Below are 17975 nucleotides of genomic sequence, written 5' to 3'. Positions count from 1 at the left end.
AATTCTTCAGCCACTTTGCGAAAGCTATTCGCTTTCGCCGTCTCAAGCGAGGTGCGTATTTTACTCAACACCCTGATAAAGTCAACCATTTTTGTTTGAGAATTTTTAGCAAATCCGTAACCGAAGTCGGCGACTTCCTGTTCAACTTTCCGCTGTTAAAAGCCTGCGTTAAACGCCGTGCTTTCAATGGGTTAATCAAACAGCTCAACTTGTTTTCAGTGACCGTTTCCGGTGGCTGTCTCAAGCGAGGAGGCGCATTCTACACCGCACAGCCAATGAGTCAACAGGATCAGCACGAAAAAGTTAAGATTTTGTGAAAAAGATTATTTTTAGAACAAAAAGCAATTAAAACGCAGCAGTGCCGCTTGCTCGCCGCTGCTTAATCATTTGTTCGGAAGCAGATCCCATCAAAACACAAAAACCGCCTCGCGGCGGTTTTTATCGCTTGTCGCCGCTGCAACTCAAACACCAGGAAGCTGCGTAGCAATATAATGCTTACTCTTCTTCGACCTTAGGACTTTTCCGCTTAACAATAACCGCTAGCACAATACCCAGCTCAAACAGTAGCCACATCGGTAGTGCCAGTAATGTTTGCGAAATGACATCCGGTGGCGTCAACAACATACCTAGGACAAAACAACCAACGATGACATACGCGCGCTTTTCTCTCAGGCTTTGAACATCGGTTATGCCACTCCACACCAACAGCAAGGTTGCAATGGGAATTTCAAAAACGACACCAAAGGCAAAGAAAATCTTCAGAACAAAATTAAGGTAACTGCTGATATCCGTCATCACGGCCACGTTCTCGGGCCCGACACTGGTAAAGAAACCAAAGATCAACGGAAATACGACAAAGTAAGCAAAAGCGATGCCCGAATAAAACAAAACAATACTCGATGCTAATAACGGTACCGCTAAGCGTTTCTCATGCTTATATAACCCAGGTGAGATAAACCCCCAAACTTGATGCAGAATAACCGGCATTGCCAAAAAGATAGATAACACCAAGGTTAACTTAAAAGGAGCGAAAAAGGGGGATGTCACATCGGTCGCTATCATGCTGGTACCGCTGGGCAGCAGTGCCGTTAGTGGTGCAGATACGACTTCATAAAGGTTATTGGCAAAGTAGAACAGACATAGGAATAGAACCAGTATCGCTAATAACGCACGCATCAGTCGAGTACGCAGTTCTACAAGATGAGAGACTATTGGCTGCTCATCATCGGGCTGGTTAGGATCAATCATTGGCCTTGGTCTTTTCCTGTTCAGGCGCTACTTCGATATTTGGCTCGTTTTCTGCCTGATTCGGGCTACTGTCAAGGCTCGGCGCGCTATCGGCTTTCGAGGATTGATGAGCAACACTTTCGGCTGAAGACGGGGTACGCATTTCATTGAGCTCTCGATCAAGCTCATCTTTTTGTATCGCGACCTGCCGCCTCATTTCATCAAGGCGCAACTCTTCGCTAATCTCAGACTGTATACCACTGAGGGTTCGCTTTGCTTTGCTCACCCACAGTCCAACAGTCCGAACAGCAACCGGAAGCTTTTCAGGCCCCAACACAACCAACCCTACGACCGCTATAATGAGCAGCTCAGCAAAACCGATATCAAACATTTACAGCTACCTGTCGGTTACTTGTCAGCTTTGGGCTCTTCTTTGCTCTGCTCTTTCACTGCGGCCTTATCTGACTCAGCAAAGTCGGCATCACTTTCAATCTTTTTATCGTCCTCTTTAGGCTCTTCGTTCATGGCTTTTTTGAAACCCTTTACTGCGCCACCTAAGTCTCCGCCCAGATTACGTAATTTCTTAGTACCAAATAGCAGTACAACGATTACCAACAGAATAGCCAACTGCCAAAGACTAATACCACCTAACATATTGTTGTTCTCCGTATTACGACATGGACAGTCTATACCGCCCGTTAAATTATTTCAGATTAGCCATTGATGTGTCTGCTTGGACACATCGAGCTTATGCTTGGTCAGACCTTGACGCTTTCTCTTCTAAACCGGACATATCGAAACGACGTGCCAATTCATTTATCACAGATTCGGGACGTTCACCCAAGTGGGACAAAGCAACTAGCGTATGAAACCACAAATCAGCAGTTTCATAAATGACATCACCATTATCGCCACTTACTTGGGCATCTTTCGCCGCCAGAATAGTTTCAGTGGCTTCTTCACCCACCTTTTCCAGAATTTTATTCAACCCTTTAGCATGCAGGCTCGCTACATAGGATTTTTCCGTGGTTGCTGATTTGCGTTGTTCGAGAATATCGCCCAACTGTGTCAATACATCACTCATAGCAGGCCTTACTTATTGTAAATCGTGTTTGGGTCTTTCAGAACAGGCTCAACCGCCACCCACTCGCCCTCTTTCAGGGTCTTAAAAAAGCAGTGCTCACGTCCGGTATGGCAAGCGATACCGCCTAGCTGTTCTACACTAAGCAAAATAACATCATCGTCGCAGTCAAGGCGGAGATCATGCAACTGCTGGACGTGACCGGACTCTTCGCCCTTGCGCCATAGTTTTTGCCGCGAACGGGACCAATAAATAGCTCGCTTCTCTTGCACCGTCAGCGCCAGCGCTTCACGGTTCATCCACGCAACCATCAACACCTTGCCCGAAGCATAATCCTGAGCAATCGCAGGCACAAGGCCATCACTGTTCCATTTAATCTGTTCTAACCAGGGTTCAGACATATTAGTATTCTTTATCATATAAGCAGGCAAGGATACCTGATCCCCTACAACACTACTATCCCCGAAATACGGGAGGTCGAAGGGTAATTGTTTAATGTTTCAATTCAATGACGCAGTAATAATACAGCGCCAACACCGCCCAATAACCAACTAATAGCCGGCAATTCTCGAACGGCGAATAACGGATCATCCAATGAAAAACCAGCCGCAACCGCCAGACAGATCAAGCCAACCCAGCGCCACTTATGATTGCTTTGCTGCTGTAACTCCTGCCGAGCAACGCTCATGGCAAGCATATCCCGTCGCCGACTGTCGTCCATGTTCTTTAATTGGCTCAGTGCGTCATAAGCTAACTGCGGCAAATGCGGCATCTTCTCAAGCCAGTCGGGTGCTTGCTGCTTAATAGAACGATAAGCCGCTTTTGGCCCCATTCGCTCTTTCATCCAGCGCTCTAAAAATGGCTGACCCGTTTCCCATAAATCAAGCTCGGGATAGAGTTGCCGCCCCAGCCCTTCGATATTCAACAAAGTTTTCTGCAGCAGTACTAGTTGCGGCTGAACTTCCATATTGAAACGGCGGGCCGTTTGGAATAAGCCCATCAACACCATGCCAAAGGAGATATCTTTTAGCGGTTTTTCGAAGATAGGCTCGCAGACACTACGAATAGCCGTTTCAAATGACTGCACATTGGTATCCGCAGGCACCCAGCCAGAATCAATATGCAATTGCGCAACCTGACGATAGTCGCGCTGAAAAAAAGCTAAAAAGTTACGTGCCAAATAACTTTGATCTTCCGGTGACAAAGAGCCTACAATTCCAAAATCAACGGCGATATATTGTGGTGATGAAGGGTTTTCACGAGAGACAAAAATATTCCCAGGGTGCATGTCCGCATGAAAGAAACTATCCCGAAAAACCTGGGTGAAAAAGATTTCCACGCCTTGTTCCGCCAGCTTTTTCATATCGGTATTCTGTGCTTTCAACTGTTCGATATCAGCAACCGGAATACCATGGATACGCTCCATCACGAGAACGTTTTGACGGGTCAGGTCCCAGTAGATTTCAGGCACGTAAAGGATAGGAGAGTTTTCAAAATTACGCCGAATCTGTGATCCATTCGCCGCTTCTTTACGCAAATCTAACTCATCAAAGATAGTATTTTCATAATCAGCAACCACCTCGACCGGTTTCAGCCTGCGACCTTCCGCCCAAAGTGTTTCAACCAGTCGCGCCAGGGTATAGAGCAGGGCCATATCTTTTTTAATGGTTTTGCCAATACCGGGGCGAATAACTTTCACCACCACCTCTTCACCGTTATAGAGCAGCGCCTCATGCACCTGCGCTACCGAAGCCGAAGCCATAGGCTCTGGATTAAACTCGGCAAAGATCTCTTCTACTGGTGCATTTAAAGCGGTCTCGATAAGCTGCTGCGAGTAGGCGCTGGCAAACGGCGGCACTTGATCCTGTAACTTTTTCAGTTCCTGAGCCAGATCATCCGACAATAGATCCCGACGTGTGGAAAGCATCTGACCAAACTTAATAAAGATCGGCCCTAGCTCCTCTAATGCCAACCGCAACCGTTCACCCTGAGAGCGAGGCCCCACGGGAATAAAGTAACGCCAGAGCATGAGCTTTAAGAGCAGACGGGCATACCAATGCAGATTGATCTGCTCGAAAAAGGTATCAAGCCGATATCGTGCAAAAACCCGGGCAATTTTGAAAATTCGGAGTAAACGTCGCACCGCTGTTATGTTCCGTGGTAGTTATTCTGGAATAAGGCAGGCATATTGCCCACTTCGGCAGCGAAGGTAAAGAGCTGCATCACACCGACAAGCAAAAGGTTAACCTAGCTCAATACGATTTCGACCCTTACGTTTTGCCGTATAGAGCGCTTTATCTGCCCGGCCAAATAGGTTATCGATCGAGTCCTCGGCTTGCACTTCTGTCAGCCCCAAAGAAAGCGTAATTTGAACCGGCTCGCCGTGAAAATTAAACGGACTTTTAGCAATCGCCTGACGTATTTTATCGACTGCTATCACGGCTTGCTTAGCGGTAGTACCCGGCATCAGGATAATAAACTCTTCGCCGCCGTAACGGGCGACAAAGTCAGTCGACCGACTTTGTTGGGTAAGAATACCAGCAACGAGACGCAGCACTTTATCACCGGCTTGATGACCATAGGTATCATTGATACGCTTAAAAAGGTCAAGATCAGCGACTGCTAACGAAAAAGGCTGACCATAACGTTTCCAGCGCTCAAACTCCGCAGTCAGCTGCTCATCATAGCCAGCACGATTGGGCAGAGCCGTGAGCGAGTCAGTCATCGCCTTATGCCGCTCTGACTCAACGTGCACCTTCATCTGGTGCGTCTGCTCTTCCATCTGTTCAAAGCGATGCTGTAATTGCAAATAACGATCATACAGACGCTTTTCTCGATGCTCCTCTTTCTCTTTAAACTGAGCCACCGATTTGACAATATTCAATAACTGAGAGGACACATCACTCTTGAGCTGCTGCAGATCTTTAGACTCTTGCATCACCTGCTGAATTGTTTGCACATCCTGCTGAATGCCGTTGCTTAGCTGTATAACCTCTTCGGTTGCCAACTCATCTTTCTGACTTGCCTCAACATAAGCCTGCACTTCGGACAACTGACCAGTAAGATTTTGCAGATAGTTCTCAAATTCAGCACCATTATAGGCACTGAATCGCGCCACAAGCCCAACCAAATCCTGGACAATACTCGAAAGCCCACTGAGGGTAACGCCCCGCTCAATTCGACTAATCAATTCACGCGCCAGCGACATCTCCCCTTGAGGGATATTCAAACCCGAGATCAGGCTCAGCAGCTCAACACCTATTTTTTGGAGCAACTCTTCGTCTTCATGCCCTAGGTCTTCCAGCACACCCTGCTGACGGCCGCGGTTAAAGTCATCCGTTAAAATAGGGTCTTGAAGTTCGACCAAATCATTAATGATTTTTGACAAAGGGGAGAGAGTTCCGGTGAACGGTTCTAAACCGTCCTCTAGCTGGCTTAAGCGTTGTTTGCTTGTATCGGTCGTTAAATTCAGACGAAGCTGATAAATCCATTTATGCAGCCCGAGTAATAGCTCACTTCTATACTGCTGCTGTTCGATATCCAAGCCTCGAAGCTGCTTCTCAACCAAACGAACCGTGTCAGGCTTACCTAACGGATTAACTTTAAACTGTTCGCATAAGGTATTAAGTGAACGATCGAGCATCGCTGACTGACCATCAAGCGCAACCGCCATCTGTGAAACCAGATGCTGAATCGATTGACCTTCAAGCTGAGCCTGAAGTGTATCCATCTGTTCAGATAGTGATTTGTAACGTTCTTTCCAGTCGTCCTGTTCCATCCCTTATCCTTGCAAACCGGCCAATCGAAAAACACTTTTCTTCAATGTTATGTCAGTTACCGCCTGACAAGCCAGCCCTGAGCCACCCGTTAACGCCAAAATAAGCAAAAAAAAAGCTGCACACGGCAGCTTTTTCGACACAAACTTGCGCTTACTGAGCAAGTTTCTCCTGTTCGATCAGATATTCAGCCACTTTAAGCATGCCTGCATGACCACCGGCCTTGTCCGCGGTAACACGGTATTTGCCGTTTACGATCAACGTCGGAACGCTTTGAATACCATAACCCTTCAACTTTGACGCACCCTGATTCATACGCATATTGACGGCAAAAGACTGATTCATTTTAATGAATTTATCCTTATCAACACCCAATTCAGCGTAGAAATCGGCGAGATCTTCTAGGCTATTAAAACGACGACGTTCGTTATGCAAAGCCGTAAACGTAGCTTGATGGGTTTTATCCAGATCATTAAGAAGTTCTGATGAATAATACGCTCGCGCTAACGGCTCCCAAGACCGAGAGAAAACCACCGGCACACGGGCAAAATTTACATCAGCAGGTAACTGGTTGGTCCAGCTATGCAACATGGGCTCAAAACGAGCACAGTGAGGGCACAGATAACCAAACGCCTCAACGACTTCAACCTTAGTTTTATCTGCCGTCGGCACGGGCATGGCAATCACTTCATAGTTAACGCCAGCCTTATATTCTTCAGCTTGAGCCATGACTGCGGTCAGGGCAATAACTAACCCAATAGCGAGCTTTTTCAACATATCTGTATCCAACCTTTGAGAAATTCAGTCTTATAAGACCGGCCAATGTGCGTCAAGTTCATCCTTGCCGCAAATAAATTTTGCAATAAAAAAAGGCAGCTTACGCTGCCTTTCCTGACTCAGAGCTGAATTTAACTTAATTCAAACCCTGGATATAACTTGCAACAGCCTGAATTTCTTTATCGCTTAGCTTAGCGGCGATAGTACTCATCATCGCTTGAGGGTCGTTATTACGTGCCCCTACGCGGAAGTTCTTCAGCTGAGTTTCGACATATTGTGCATGCTGTCCACCCAGTTGAGGGTAACCCGCGCTCGCAATACCTTTACCTTCAACACCGTGGCATGCGGTACAAGCAGCAATGCCTTTAGATGCAACGCCGGCACGATAGATTTTTTCACCTGCTTCAACTAGATCTGCTTTAGCAGCGCCAATTTGCATATTCTTCGATGCAAAATAAGCCGCAATATCGGCTAGATCCTGATCGTTCAGGTTGGTCAGAAGACCTGTCATTTCAACAACCTGACGGTTGCCAGCTTTAATATCCTGCAGTTGTTTAAGCAGGTAACGCTCATTCTGGCCTGCCAGCTTAGGGAAGTTGCCCACAGCACTATTGCCATCAGGCGCATGACATGCACCACAGACTGCTGTTTTACTTTGCCCTGCAGCAGCATCTCCCGCCGCATGTGCAACACTTATGATACTCACGCTTGCCAGTATGGCGATCAGTAGTTTATTCATCGACTAACCCAGACTCTTGCTATAGATTGCTAACGGTTTCTGCCGCAACCTGAAGCTAATCAGATTGAAACAGGGCTACCGAACCAACACCCGGACTGGTGTAATATCCCAGCCACAGGTAGAATTCCGGCGAGATTATAACCTAATATCCACACAAACTGGAACGATAAATGTCTGCATTAGCAGGCTGATAGGCAAAAAGTATATGTCTTTACCTCAAATTCAATACCATATGACCCGCTTTAACACTAGCGCCAGCAAACTCAGCCAGTGTCCTGAAGACACCGGCGCCGAGGTCGCATTTGCCGGTCGTTCCAATGCAGGCAAGTCCAGCGCCATCAATACATTAACCAATGCTAAACTGGCGCGTACCAGTAAAACCCCTGGTCGAACCCAACTGATAAACTTCTTCGATACCAATATTGAAGACGTGCGAATTGTCGATCTACCCGGCTACGGTTATGCCAAAGTGCCTATCGCCATGAAAGAGCATTGGCAGAAGCATTTGAATGATTATCTACAAAATCGTGACTGCTTACGGGGCGTGGTATTAATGGTCGATATTCGCCATCCGCTGAAAGAGTTCGATCAGATGATGATTGAATGGTGTAGCGAAGCAGAGATGCCGTTACACATTCTGTTGACTAAAGCTGATAAGTTAAACCGAGGCGCAGCGCAAAATGCACTGTTAAAAATGAAGCAAGCGTTAGATGTTAAAAATAACGCGCTGCTCAGCATACAAACATTCTCGGCATTGAAAACCACCGGGGTTGACCAACTACGCGAACATCTTAATCATTGGCTATTAAGCGACCAAGAAGACAGCTCAGAAGCGGAATAAACAAAAAGCTCAGTGCCGCATTGCGGTACTGAGCCCTCCACCACTCGGCTCAGTGAGCCTCATCCCAGTTATCACCCACACCCGCTTCCACCAACAGTGGCACATCCAGATCAGCGGCACCCTGCATCAGCTCAACCAGTTGAGCCGATACCTCGTCCACCAGCGCCTCAGGCACTTCTAGAATCAATTCATCGTGTACCTGCATGATCATCCGCACACTGGTATCACTGTTCTGCAACCACTGATCGACAGCAACCATCGCCTTTTTAATAATATCCGCCGCCGTGCCTTGCATCGGCGCATTGATTGCCGTGCGTTCAGCAGCCTGACGGCGCATACCATTACTGGCTTTAATTTCTGGCAGATAGAGACGTCGACCAAACAAGGTTTCAACATAACCCTTATCGGCTGCCTGTAGACGGATATCATCCATATAGCGCTGCACGCCCGGGTAGGTAGCAAAATAATGATCGATATAGGTTTGCGCTTCATTCCGTCCAATGCCCAACTGTTTGGCCAAACCAAAGGCCGACATTCCGTAGATCAGACCGAAGTTGATCGCCTTGGCGCTGCGGCGCTGATCGGTACTGACGTTTTCTAGCTCGACGCCAAACACTTCCGCCGCGGTTGCCTTATGAACATCTTCACCCTGTGCAAAGGCTCTCAGTAGGCCTTTGTCCTGTGACAGATGGGCCATAATCCGCAACTCAATCTGAGAGTAATCCGCGGCCACCAGCTTATAGCCCTCAGGAGCAACAAATGCCTGACGGATGCGCCGCCCTTCGGTTGAACGGATCGGAATGTTCTGCAAGTTAGGGTCGGACGAAGACAGACGCCCCGTCGCAGTCACCGCCTGATGATATGAGGTGTGTATCCGTCCAGTAGCGGGATTGATCATCTGCGGTAGCTTATCGGTATAGGTGCTTTTCAACTTACTCAAGCTGCGATGCTCGATAATCATTTTTGGCAATGGATAATCCAGAGCCAATTCCTGCAACACCTCTTCTGCCGTAGACGGAGCCCCTTTTGGCGTTTTTTTAAGCACCGGCAGTTTTTGTTGCTCAAAGAGAATTTCTTGCAGCTGTTTTGGCGAACTTAAATTAAACGGCCCACCCGCCAGTTCATGCGCCTTGGCTTCTAGCTCGGCCAAACGAACACCATGCTCTCGGCTCTGGATCGCTAGCTGCGTTGCATCCACCATAGCGCCCTGCTGTTCCATCCGCGCCAATACCGGAATCAGCGGCAACTCAATATCAGTAAACACCTGCTCCAACGCGGGATCCTGCGCTAATTTATCGCTGAGCTGTCGATGAAGACGCAGGGTAATATCGGCATCTTCAGCGGCATAAGGCCCGGCTTGCTCCATTTCGATCTGATTGAAGGTCAGCTGCTTCTTGCCTTTGCCGGCGATATCTTCGAATTTAACGGTCTTCACACCCAGATAGAAATCCGCCATAGCGTCCATATTGTGGCGCGTTGCCGTAGAGTTCAGCGCATAGGATTCCAGCATTGTATCGAAGGCGACCCCTTGCAGCGTAATATCGTAACGCGCCAGCACATTCATATCATATTTAATATGCTGCCCCACTTTCTTGTGAGTCTCGCTCTCGAGCAGAGGCTTGAGCTGCTGTAGCACAGCATTACGATCCAACTGAGCCGGCGCGCCCATATAATCATGTGCTACCGGCAGATAGGCGGCATGACCCGGCTCCACTGAAAACGACACACCAATCAGGTTGGCTTCCATATAATTAAGGCTATCGGTCTCGGTATCAAACGCAAACAACTCGGCAGACTCTAACACCTTAAACCAGCGGTCAAAGCTTTCCTGATCGAGAATCGTTTCATAGACTATCTCATCCGGCAGTTGTGCTTCATTTTCCACCGCCCGCGCATCATCCGCGGCGGCTGCACCTAAGTCACTGACCCAAGTGCGAAACTCACACTGCTGAAATAACGCCTGCAGTTGCTCATTATCCGCCACCGGCAGCGGTATATCTTCGATACCGCATTCAAGTTCAAGGTCGGTTTTAATGGTCGCTAACAGGTAAGAAAGTTCGGCCGCTTCGCGGTTTTCTTCCAATTTTTTAGCCATGGTTTTAGAACCACGAAAGCCCAGTGCGGCAATTTTATCCAGATTGGCATACAGGTCGTTAATACCGCCAATTCCCTGCAATAACGCTAACGCCGTTTTTTCACCAACCCCAGGAACACCGGGAATGTTATCGACTTTATCGCCCATCAAGGCCAGATAATCGATAATCAGCTCCGGCGGAATGCCAAACTTCTCATTCACTCCGGCAATATCCATATGGGAATCATTCATGGTGTTGATCAAGCTAACATGCTGATCCACCAGCTGCGCCATATCTTTATCACCGGTAGAGATAATCGTATTCAGCCCTTTAGCGCTCGCTTCACGGGCTAAAGTACCGATCACATCATCGGCCTCGACCCCCTCAACAGAGATCAGCGGAAAGCCCATCGCGCGGACAATCTTATGAATAGGCTCGATCTGGGTGCGTAGGTCATCGGGCATCGACGGACGCTGCGCCTTATACTCAGGATAGATCTCATCGCGAAAGGTTTTACCTTTGGCATCAAAGACTACGGCAACCGGGCTATCGGGGTACTGTTTAATCAGGCTGCGCAACATACTGGTGACCAGCCTGACGGCTCCGGTTGGAACCCCTTCAGAGGTACGCATATCGGCCTGCTGGGCAGCAAAAAAAGCCCGGTACAGGTATGAAGAGCCATCGACTAATATAATAGGGGAAGTATTTGCGGTCATGGTATTGCAGTCATTGTCCGTCAGGGGATATTGTTATCGGGTTTGGTGTCCGAAAGGCACCATCATATTAGATTAGCCTCTGACACAGAAGAGGCGACCCCAGTTCATGGAGTGGTTATGAAAAAAATAGTGTTGCTATTAACTCTGCTTTGCTCATTTTTGATGGTGCCAACAGCCAATGCAGATGTGCTGCCTGAGTTTGATGACAACGAGCCGGTTGTCACCATTCGTCACGGACAAAAAGCCACCTATTATGAATATCGCATCAACGGCAAGCTCAAAGAGATCAAAGTTAAGCCAGTGATCGGCAAAACCTATTACCTGGTCCCTCAGGATGATGGTGAGTTTCAACGCTTTGAAGACTCAACTCTGATGCTACCGAAATGGATTATATTCAGCTGGTAATTCTTTATAAGCAGTAACTAACGAAGCGTAATTATGGCTGTATACACCAATATTAGCCGGACTGACCTGGAAAACCTGTTACAGGATTTCCAGCGGGGTCAGCTGGTAGACTTTCAAGGCATAGACGGTGGCATTGAGAACACCAACTATTTTGTCACACTCCTGAATGATAGCGGCATAGAAGAGGAGTATGTACTCACTCTCTTTGAAGAGCTTAGCCAAGAAGAGATGCCCTATTTTGTCGAGCTGACCACCTGGTTGGCAGATCGAGGATGTCCGGTACCTTTTCCCCATAAAGATACCAATGGGATCGCCTTAAAAACACTACATAACCGGCCCGCGCTGCTGCAACCTCGGCTGCCTGGTCAACATGTAGAATCCCTGACGCCCGCCCATTGTCGCCAAATTGGCACCGCTCTCGGCGAGTTTCATCAAGCCGGCCGCGATTTCTACCTGCAACGGCAAGCCCATCGTGGGGTCTTCTGGTGGCGTCGAGAGTCTCAACATATCGCTAACAAACTCGCAGATGATGAGGCGACTTTATTACGTCATGAAGTCAGTCTGTTTGATCAGTTACGAGAGCAACCTTGGCAACTACCACAGGGGGTGATTCACGGGGACTTATTCTTCGATAACGCACTATTTCAGGGTGATCAGCTCAGCGCTATTCTGGACATCTATAACGCTTGCAGCGGCTACCTATTATTTGATCTGGCGATTGTTGCTAATGACTGGTGCGTCAATGTCGACGGCTCTATTGACGCTGAACGCGAAAACGCACTATTAAACGCCTATGCCGCCGTGCGCCCATTTGAAGACAATGAATACTTAGCCTGGCCACAACTAGTGCGCACCGCTGCTATGCGTTTCTGGCTCTCACGACTGATTCCGGCATTAGATCCAAACTCAACGCAGAAGATTAAAGATCCCCAAGCGTTTAAACGGATACTGCAATACCGCATCGACCACCCTGCCAAACTACCTTAAGGAAGACCTGACGTATGCAAAGAGAAATCAGCAGTTACCAGACCGAGTAAACGTGGTTTCTCTTTCCTACGCCTCAGCCGCTTGCGGCTTTTAATAGCCACTGGCCGTTCTGGTCGCTATAATCCCACTGAATATTTATACAGCTATCTGAAGAAATCCTATGGACGTATCTCACCTACTTGATTCACTCAATGAAGCCCAGCGGGAAGCCGTCTCTGCGCCAGTCTGCAATATGCTCGTGTTGGCCGGTGCCGGTTCCGGCAAAACCCGGGTGCTGGTGCACAGAATCGCCTGGTTGGTGCAGACCGAGGGGCTTTCGCCTTATTCCATTATGGCGGTTACCTTCACCAATAAGGCAGCGAAAGAGATGCGCGGTCGGATTCAGGAGCTGATGGGGCTGAACCCCAGCGGTATGTGGGTCGGTACCTTCCATGGCTTGGCTCACCGGATACTTCGCGCCCACTGGCATGATGCGGGGCTGATGCAGAATTTCCAGATTATGGATTCTGATGACCAGTTACGTCTGATTAAACGGTTGGCCAAAGAGATGAATCTGGACGACAGCCGCTGGCCTGCCCGTCAATTTCAGTGGTACATCAACGCCCAGAAAGATGAAGGCCTGCGAGCTCGGCATATTGATGCCGGTGGAGACCCTCACGCACAGGTCATGGTGAACGTTTATGCGGCCTATGAAGACGCCTGTGATCGCGGCGGCATGGTCGATTTTGGTGAGCTATTACTACGCTCCCTCGAACTATTGCGCGATCATAACCCCTCATTGCTAGAACACTACCAAGACCGTTTTCGCTATATTCTGGTGGACGAGTTTCAAGATACCAACTCGATTCAATATGCTTGGCTAAAACTACTCTGCCAACCCCTCGACCCCCGCAAGCCCAAGCCCGAAAAACTGATGGCCGTGGGCGATGATGACCAGTCCATTTATGGCTGGCGCGGCGCAAAGATTGAAAATATCCAACGCTTTAATCAGGATTTCAAAGATACGATGGTGGTTAAACTGGAGCAGAACTACCGCTCCACCAACACCATTTTGCAAGCCGCCAACGATGTTATCCGTAATAACCAAGGCCGCTTAGGCAAAGAGCTACACACCGATCAACCCGATGGTGAGCAGATCTCTCTTTATGCCGCCTTTAATGAACAAGATGAAGCTCGGTTTATCGTTGATCAGATCGACAACTGGGTTAAAAAAGGCAACTTGCGCAGCGAAAGCGCCATTCTGTATCGCTCAAACGCACAGTCACGAGTGCTTGAGGAATCACTTATTCGAGCGGGCATGCCCTACCGCATCTATGGCGGCCAACGATTCTATGACCGGTTAGAGATCAAAAACGCGCTGGCCTATCTACGCTTAGTCAGCAATCGCGAAGATGATACGGCGATGGAACGGGTGATTAACGTCCCGACTCGCGGTATTGGCGGTAAAACGATCGAAGAGATTCGCCTACACGCCCGCACCGAAGGTATCTCCATGTGGCGCGCCGCCAATGAAGTGATCGAGCTAAATAAACTGACGGCACGGGCCGCCAATGCGCTGCAAGCCTTTATCGATCTGGTCAACCAGATTGCACAAGACACCGAAGGCACCGATCTGCATGAACAGACCGAGCACGCCATTCAAAAGTCAGGATTGATCGACCATCACCTCAAAGAGAAAGGTGAAAAGGCACAGGCACGCATCGAAAACCTTGAGGAATTGATCAGTGCGGCACGGCAATACCTATCCACTTGGCAACCGGATAAAGAGGGTAATGAAAACAGTACCCCACTGACCGCCTTCCTTGATGACGCAGCCTTAGACGCTGGCGAAGCGCAAGCCGAAGAACATCAAGACTCAGTACAATTAATGACCCTACACTCCGCCAAAGGATTGGAATTCCCACTGGTCTTCTTGGCCGGTATGGAAGAAGGGCTGTTTCCCCACAAGATGTCACTCGAAGAAGGCGATCGACTCGAAGAGGAACGCCGGCTCTGCTATGTGGGCATCACTCGGGCAATGCAAAAACTCTATATCACCTATGCGGAATCCCGCCGCCTCCACGGCAACGAAACCTTTAACCGCCCTTCCCGCTTTATCCGTGAGATTCCGGACAACTGCTTAGAAGAGGTGCGCTTAAATGCCAGTGTCAGCCGGCCGGTCACCGCCCACCAGCAACAGCGCCCCGCAATGTTTAATAACGCCGAAGTGCCGGATACTCAAATTGTCCTAGGCCAACGGGTATCACACGCTATTTTTGGCGACGGCATTGTGGTTAATTATGAAGGCTCAGGAGCAAAAGCCCGAGTACAGGTCAATTTCGATTCGGAAGGCAGTAAGTGGCTAGTAGTGGGATACGCTAATCTTCAAGCGATGTAAGGGACTTATCCTGATTTAAGGGACAACCGTTAATACACGGTTTAGCCTACTGCCGTTTTGCTTCCTGACCCAAGCATCGCTACTCTATTGTGAAACAGTCTGAGAGGAAGCGGAATGTTACACAGAATTTGGCTTGGATTTTTTCTGTTGGCCTTTGTCGGGGGTTTATATCAATGGCTGGTTGGCGGCGATGCTGCGGTTTTTCAACGGATGGTGCAATCAACCTTTGATATGTCCAAATTATCGGTTGAGCTGGCGCTGGGGCTGATTGGTACCTTAGCCTTCTGGCTAGGCATTATGAAACTAGCCGAAGCGGCCGGTTTAATCACCAAGCTAGCCAACGGCCTTAGTCCTCTGTTTACGCGCTTGATGCCCGAAGTTCCCAAAGGAGACCCGGCAATCGGTTCAATGACCATGAATCTGTCGGCCAATATGCTCGGACTAGATAATGCCGCCACCCCTCTCGGGCTCAAGGCGATGCAAGACCTACAGCGACTGAATCCTGATAAAAGCCGTGCCACCGATGCTCAGATTCTGTTTCTGGTACTCAACACCTCGTCGGTGACCCTGTTTCCCATCACCGTATTTCTCTATCGAGCCCAGCAAGGGGCGACCGATCCAACTTCCGTCTTTATTCCTATTCTAATCGCTACCTGCAGCTCCACACTGGCCGGTTTATTGGCGGTGGCATGGGTACAAAAAATTCGTCTCTGGGAACGAGTAACCCTGCTCTACCTTGGAGGCTTTTTTGCCCTACTGCTCGCGTTTATTGGCTATTTCGCCACCCTGACGGTGACCGAGTTGCAACAACAGTCTTCCTTGATCGGTAATCTGATGATTTTCAGCGCCATTATCTGCTTTCTCGGTGCCGCCCACCTGAAAGGGGTGAATATCTACGAAACCTTTGTGGAAGGCGCCAAGGAAGGATTCTCGGTAGCTATCATGATTATCCCCTACCTTTTGGCGATGCTGGTGGCGATCGGCGTATTTCGCGCCAGCGGCGTAATGGATGGGGCGATCTGGTTATTGCGCGAAGGGATCTCGCTGCTCGGGATCGATACCCGCTTTGTCGATGCACTACCTACCGCACTGATGAAACCGCTGAGTGGTTCGGGAGCCCGTGCGATGATGCTCGACACCATCAATACTCATGGCGTCGATTCATTTGCCGGACGGGTAGCCGCGATTATTCAAGGCTCAACGGAAACCACCTTTTACGTGCTGGCCGTTTATTTCGGCTCAGTCGGTATTCGTCATACCCGTCATGCACTCAGTTGCGGGCTCACCGCCGACTTAGTGGGCATTATCAGCGCTATCTTGGTGGGTTACTGGTTCTTTGGCTAAGAATACCGCACACCAACAACTCGAGAGGTGGCAATTAATGACCGAAGTCGAGTGCCCGAATATGCCCATGACCATCAATAGCCACCTGCACGCATTCGGTTTCAGACACTTTACGCAGGTCGCGGCCATCAGGACAGCAGCCCCACACCTCAACATTGATACGTAATGAGCTAGTGCCCTGCTCTTTGATCCGGGTGTAAAAACTCAGAATAGTGCCCTCAAGCACCGGGGCCATAAAACTCATGGCACCAATAGAAACCGTTGCGACCCGCCCTTCGGCCGCTTCAGCCGCGCGAATTTCAGCCGCTAGCACCGCCTGAGATGCAACCCAGCCACCATATACATCGCCAAACATGTTAGCCGCCGCACCCGAGGCAGGGCAGCGCAGGCTTAGTTCGCCTTCGGGTTTGAGCAATGTCTTATTGGTATTCATATCAGGTCAGTTCCGGATCAGATTATTTTTATCAGCGCGTATTTTACTATTAACTACCCGACATAGGTCTAGCTAAAATATGCCCGATTACGTTTCCGATGGCGAAAATGTTTGCCGTTGTCACATCTCTGTCACACAAGCCGCTTATATTTCCATCATCGAATTAACACTGAACGTTTTAAAAGCGAATTCAAACCATACTCTGTGGAGCTTGTAATGAAACCAATGAAGAAAATTTTTGCAGCCGTTGCCCTAGCAACAACATGCATGACTGCATCCGCATCTGACCTGCTGGATCCGAACCTGCCAACTTACACTAAAGCATCTGGCGTTTCCGGTAACCTGTCTTCTGTTGGTTCAGATACACTGGCTAACCTGATGACCATGTGGGCTGAAGAGTTCAAACGTAACTACCCTAACGTCAATGTTCAGATTCAGGCTGCAGGCTCTTCTACTGCACCACCAGCGCTGACTGAAGGCACTTCAAACATCGGTCCAATGTCTCGTAAGATGAAAGACAAAGAACTGGGCGCATTTGAAAAGAAATTTGGTTATAAGCCAACCCCTGTTGCTGTTGCTATCGATGCGCTGGCCGTTTTCGTCAACAAAGATAACGCTATCGCAGGTCTGACGATCCCTCAGGTAGATGCTATTTTCTCCTCTACCCGCAAATGTGGTCTGCCTCAAGAAGTGAACAAATGGGGTGACGTTGGTGCTACCGGTTCTATCGCCACACAAGGCTTCCAGATCTTCGGCCGTAACTCAGTATCCGGTACTTACGGTTACTTCAAGAAGAAAGCCCTGTGTAAAGGTGATTACCGCGACAACGTTAACGAACAGCCAGGGTCAGCCTCTGTTGTACAGTCTGTTTCAACCTCACTGAACGGTATTGGTTACTCAGGTATCGGTTATAAAACATCATCTGTTCGCGCTGTACCACTGACTAAGAAAGCCGGTATGCCTTTCGTTGATGCCTCACCAGAAAACGCACTGAACGGTTCTTACCCACTGGCACGTGCTCTGTATGTTTACGTTAACAAGAAGCCTGGCCAAGATCTGGCACCACTCGAGCGTGAGTTCCTGAAAATGGTTCTGGCTAAAGTCGGTCAAGAAGTGGTTGTTAAAGACGGTTACATCCCTCTGCCAGCCTCTCTGGTTGAAAAGCAGATGAAAGACCTCGGCCTATAAAACAGTCTT

18 protein-coding genes are annotated in these 17975 nt (G+C 48.8%); 7 read left to right on the top strand and 11 right to left on the bottom strand.

The window, feature by feature from the left end; all coding sequences use genetic code 11:
• Positions 1–317, top strand: a 317-nt coding sequence (locus tag ACN0T0_RS10885) for a hypothetical protein (RefSeq protein ID WP_417225962.1), incomplete at its 5' end; no start/stop codon positions are given.
• A 178-nt stretch (positions 318–495) separates the two neighbouring features.
• On the opposite strand, the gene tatC is transcribed toward ACN0T0_RS10885, so the two are convergent.
• From tatC to ACN0T0_RS10840, 9 genes are all read right to left on the bottom strand, one after another.
• Positions 496–1248 (bottom strand): twin-arginine translocase subunit TatC, encoded by a 753-nt coding sequence (tatC, locus tag ACN0T0_RS10880; RefSeq protein ID WP_417225960.1) that lies wholly within the window; start codon positions 1246–1248, stop codon positions 496–498.
• On the bottom strand, positions 1241–1618 hold the full coding sequence (gene tatB / locus ACN0T0_RS10875) for a Sec-independent protein translocase protein TatB (protein ID WP_417225958.1): 378 nt from the start codon (positions 1616–1618) through the stop codon (positions 1241–1243). The genes tatC and tatB overlap by 8 nt, the downstream gene beginning before the upstream one ends.
• Positions 1619–1635: 17 nt before the next feature.
• Entirely contained in the window at positions 1636–1881 is a 246-nt protein-coding gene (gene tatA, locus ACN0T0_RS10870) for a Sec-independent protein translocase subunit TatA (RefSeq protein WP_417225956.1), read from the bottom strand.
• A 94-nt stretch (positions 1882–1975) separates the two neighbouring features.
• The gene (locus tag ACN0T0_RS10865) at positions 1976–2311 is read right to left on the bottom strand and encodes a phosphoribosyl-ATP diphosphatase (RefSeq protein WP_417225954.1); all 336 of its coding nucleotides are present in this window, start codon (positions 2309–2311) and stop codon (positions 1976–1978) included.
• A gap of 8 nt (positions 2312–2319) precedes the next feature.
• Positions 2320–2709, bottom strand: a complete 390-nt coding sequence (gene hisI / locus ACN0T0_RS10860) for a phosphoribosyl-AMP cyclohydrolase (RefSeq protein ID WP_417225952.1) — start codon at positions 2707–2709, stop codon at positions 2320–2322.
• Positions 2710–2813: 104 nt separating this feature from the next.
• Positions 2814–4451, bottom strand: coding sequence for a ubiquinone biosynthesis regulatory protein kinase UbiB (gene ubiB / locus ACN0T0_RS10855; protein ID WP_417225951.1), 1638 nt, complete (start codon positions 4449–4451; stop codon positions 2814–2816).
• 99 nt (positions 4452–4550) lie between these two features.
• Entirely contained in the window at positions 4551–6086 is a 1536-nt protein-coding gene (locus tag ACN0T0_RS10850; RefSeq protein ID WP_417225949.1) for a GGDEF domain-containing protein, read from the bottom strand.
• Positions 6087–6237: 151 nt separating this feature from the next.
• Positions 6238–6861 carry a thiol:disulfide interchange protein DsbA/DsbL gene (locus tag ACN0T0_RS10845; protein WP_417225947.1) on the bottom strand — a complete coding sequence of 208 codons (624 nt, stop codon included), beginning with the start codon at positions 6859–6861 and terminating at the stop codon, positions 6238–6240.
• 136 nt (positions 6862–6997) lie between these two features.
• Complete coding sequence (locus ACN0T0_RS10840) at positions 6998–7600, bottom strand: c-type cytochrome (protein WP_417225945.1); 603 nt, start codon at positions 7598–7600, stop codon at positions 6998–7000.
• Positions 7601–7805: 205 nt separating this feature from the next.
• Here ACN0T0_RS10840 and yihA point away from each other — a divergent pair, with 205 nt between their 5' ends.
• Complete coding sequence (yihA, locus tag ACN0T0_RS10835; protein WP_417225943.1) at positions 7806–8441, top strand: ribosome biogenesis GTP-binding protein YihA/YsxC; 636 nt, start codon at positions 7806–7808, stop codon at positions 8439–8441.
• Between the two features lie 49 nt (positions 8442–8490).
• Here the strand turns inward: yihA and polA are convergent, their stop codons facing one another.
• Positions 8491–11232, bottom strand: a complete 2742-nt coding sequence (polA, locus tag ACN0T0_RS10830; protein WP_417225941.1) for a DNA polymerase I — start codon at positions 11230–11232, stop codon at positions 8491–8493.
• 117 nt (positions 11233–11349) lie between these two features.
• On the opposite strand from polA, the gene ACN0T0_RS10825 reads away from it, so the two are divergent.
• From ACN0T0_RS10825 to ACN0T0_RS10810, 4 genes are all read left to right on the top strand, one after another.
• Positions 11350–11637 (top strand): DUF2782 domain-containing protein, encoded by a 288-nt coding sequence (locus ACN0T0_RS10825; protein ID WP_417225939.1) that lies wholly within the window; start codon positions 11350–11352, stop codon positions 11635–11637.
• Between the two features lie 33 nt (positions 11638–11670).
• Entirely contained in the window at positions 11671–12624 is a 954-nt protein-coding gene (locus tag ACN0T0_RS10820; protein ID WP_417225937.1) for a homoserine kinase, read from the top strand.
• A gap of 160 nt (positions 12625–12784) precedes the next feature.
• On the top strand, positions 12785–15001 hold the full coding sequence (gene uvrD, locus ACN0T0_RS10815) for a DNA helicase II (protein ID WP_417225935.1): 2217 nt from the start codon (positions 12785–12787) through the stop codon (positions 14999–15001).
• Positions 15002–15115: 114 nt separating this feature from the next.
• Positions 15116–16345, top strand: a complete 1230-nt coding sequence (locus ACN0T0_RS10810; RefSeq protein ID WP_417225933.1) for a nucleoside recognition domain-containing protein — start codon at positions 15116–15118, stop codon at positions 16343–16345.
• 34 nt (positions 16346–16379) lie between these two features.
• Here the strand turns inward: ACN0T0_RS10810 and ACN0T0_RS10805 are convergent, their stop codons facing one another.
• Entirely contained in the window at positions 16380–16778 is a 399-nt protein-coding gene (locus tag ACN0T0_RS10805; protein ID WP_417225931.1) for an acyl-CoA thioesterase, read from the bottom strand.
• A gap of 216 nt (positions 16779–16994) precedes the next feature.
• Here ACN0T0_RS10805 and ACN0T0_RS10800 point away from each other — a divergent pair, with 216 nt between their 5' ends.
• On the top strand, positions 16995–17966 hold the full coding sequence (locus ACN0T0_RS10800) for a PstS family phosphate ABC transporter substrate-binding protein (protein ID WP_417225929.1): 972 nt from the start codon (positions 16995–16997) through the stop codon (positions 17964–17966).
• Positions 17967–17975: the final 9 nt, after the last annotated feature.

Source organism: Amphritea sp., from assembly GCF_048266285.1.
Taxonomy (GTDB): Bacteria; Pseudomonadota; Gammaproteobacteria; order Pseudomonadales; family Balneatricaceae; genus Amphritea.
Note: the sequence above shows the minus strand (reverse complement) of the source record. Positions and strands in the feature narration are given on the sequence as shown.

Bases quoted from the DNA above. Each gene is read 5' to 3' on its own strand.
- ACN0T0_RS10820 (WP_417225937.1), top strand. From the start codon at position 11,671: ATGGCTGTATACACCAATATTAGCCGGACTGACCTGGAAAACCTGTTA.
- uvrD (WP_417225935.1), top strand. From the start codon at position 12,785: ATGGACGTATCTCACCTACTTGATTCACTCAATGAAGCCCAGCGGGAA.
- tatC (WP_417225960.1), bottom strand. From the start codon at position 1,248: ATGATTGATCCTAACCAGCCCGATGATGAGCAGCCAATAGTCTCTCAT.
- ACN0T0_RS10850 (WP_417225949.1), bottom strand. From the start codon at position 6,086: ATGGAACAGGACGACTGGAAAGAACGTTACAAATCACTATCTGAACAG.
- ACN0T0_RS10840 (WP_417225945.1), bottom strand. From the start codon at position 7,600: ATGAATAAACTACTGATCGCCATACTGGCAAGCGTGAGTATCATAAGT.
- ACN0T0_RS10825 (WP_417225939.1), top strand. From the start codon at position 11,350: ATGAAAAAAATAGTGTTGCTATTAACTCTGCTTTGCTCATTTTTGATG.
- polA (WP_417225941.1), bottom strand. From the start codon at position 11,232: ATGACCGCAAATACTTCCCCTATTATATTAGTCGATGGCTCTTCATAC.
- ACN0T0_RS10800 (WP_417225929.1), top strand. From the start codon at position 16,995: ATGAAACCAATGAAGAAAATTTTTGCAGCCGTTGCCCTAGCAACAACA.
- hisI (WP_417225952.1), bottom strand. From the start codon at position 2,709: ATGTCTGAACCCTGGTTAGAACAGATTAAATGGAACAGTGATGGCCTT.
- ACN0T0_RS10805 (WP_417225931.1), bottom strand. From the start codon at position 16,778: ATGAATACCAATAAGACATTGCTCAAACCCGAAGGCGAACTAAGCCTG.
- tatB (WP_417225958.1), bottom strand. From the start codon at position 1,618: ATGTTTGATATCGGTTTTGCTGAGCTGCTCATTATAGCGGTCGTAGGG.
- yihA (WP_417225943.1), top strand. From the start codon at position 7,806: ATGTCTTTACCTCAAATTCAATACCATATGACCCGCTTTAACACTAGC.
- ACN0T0_RS10865 (WP_417225954.1), bottom strand. From the start codon at position 2,311: ATGAGTGATGTATTGACACAGTTGGGCGATATTCTCGAACAACGCAAA.
- ACN0T0_RS10845 (WP_417225947.1), bottom strand. From the start codon at position 6,861: ATGTTGAAAAAGCTCGCTATTGGGTTAGTTATTGCCCTGACCGCAGTC.
- ACN0T0_RS10810 (WP_417225933.1), top strand. From the start codon at position 15,116: ATGTTACACAGAATTTGGCTTGGATTTTTTCTGTTGGCCTTTGTCGGG.
- tatA (WP_417225956.1), bottom strand. From the start codon at position 1,881: ATGTTAGGTGGTATTAGTCTTTGGCAGTTGGCTATTCTGTTGGTAATC.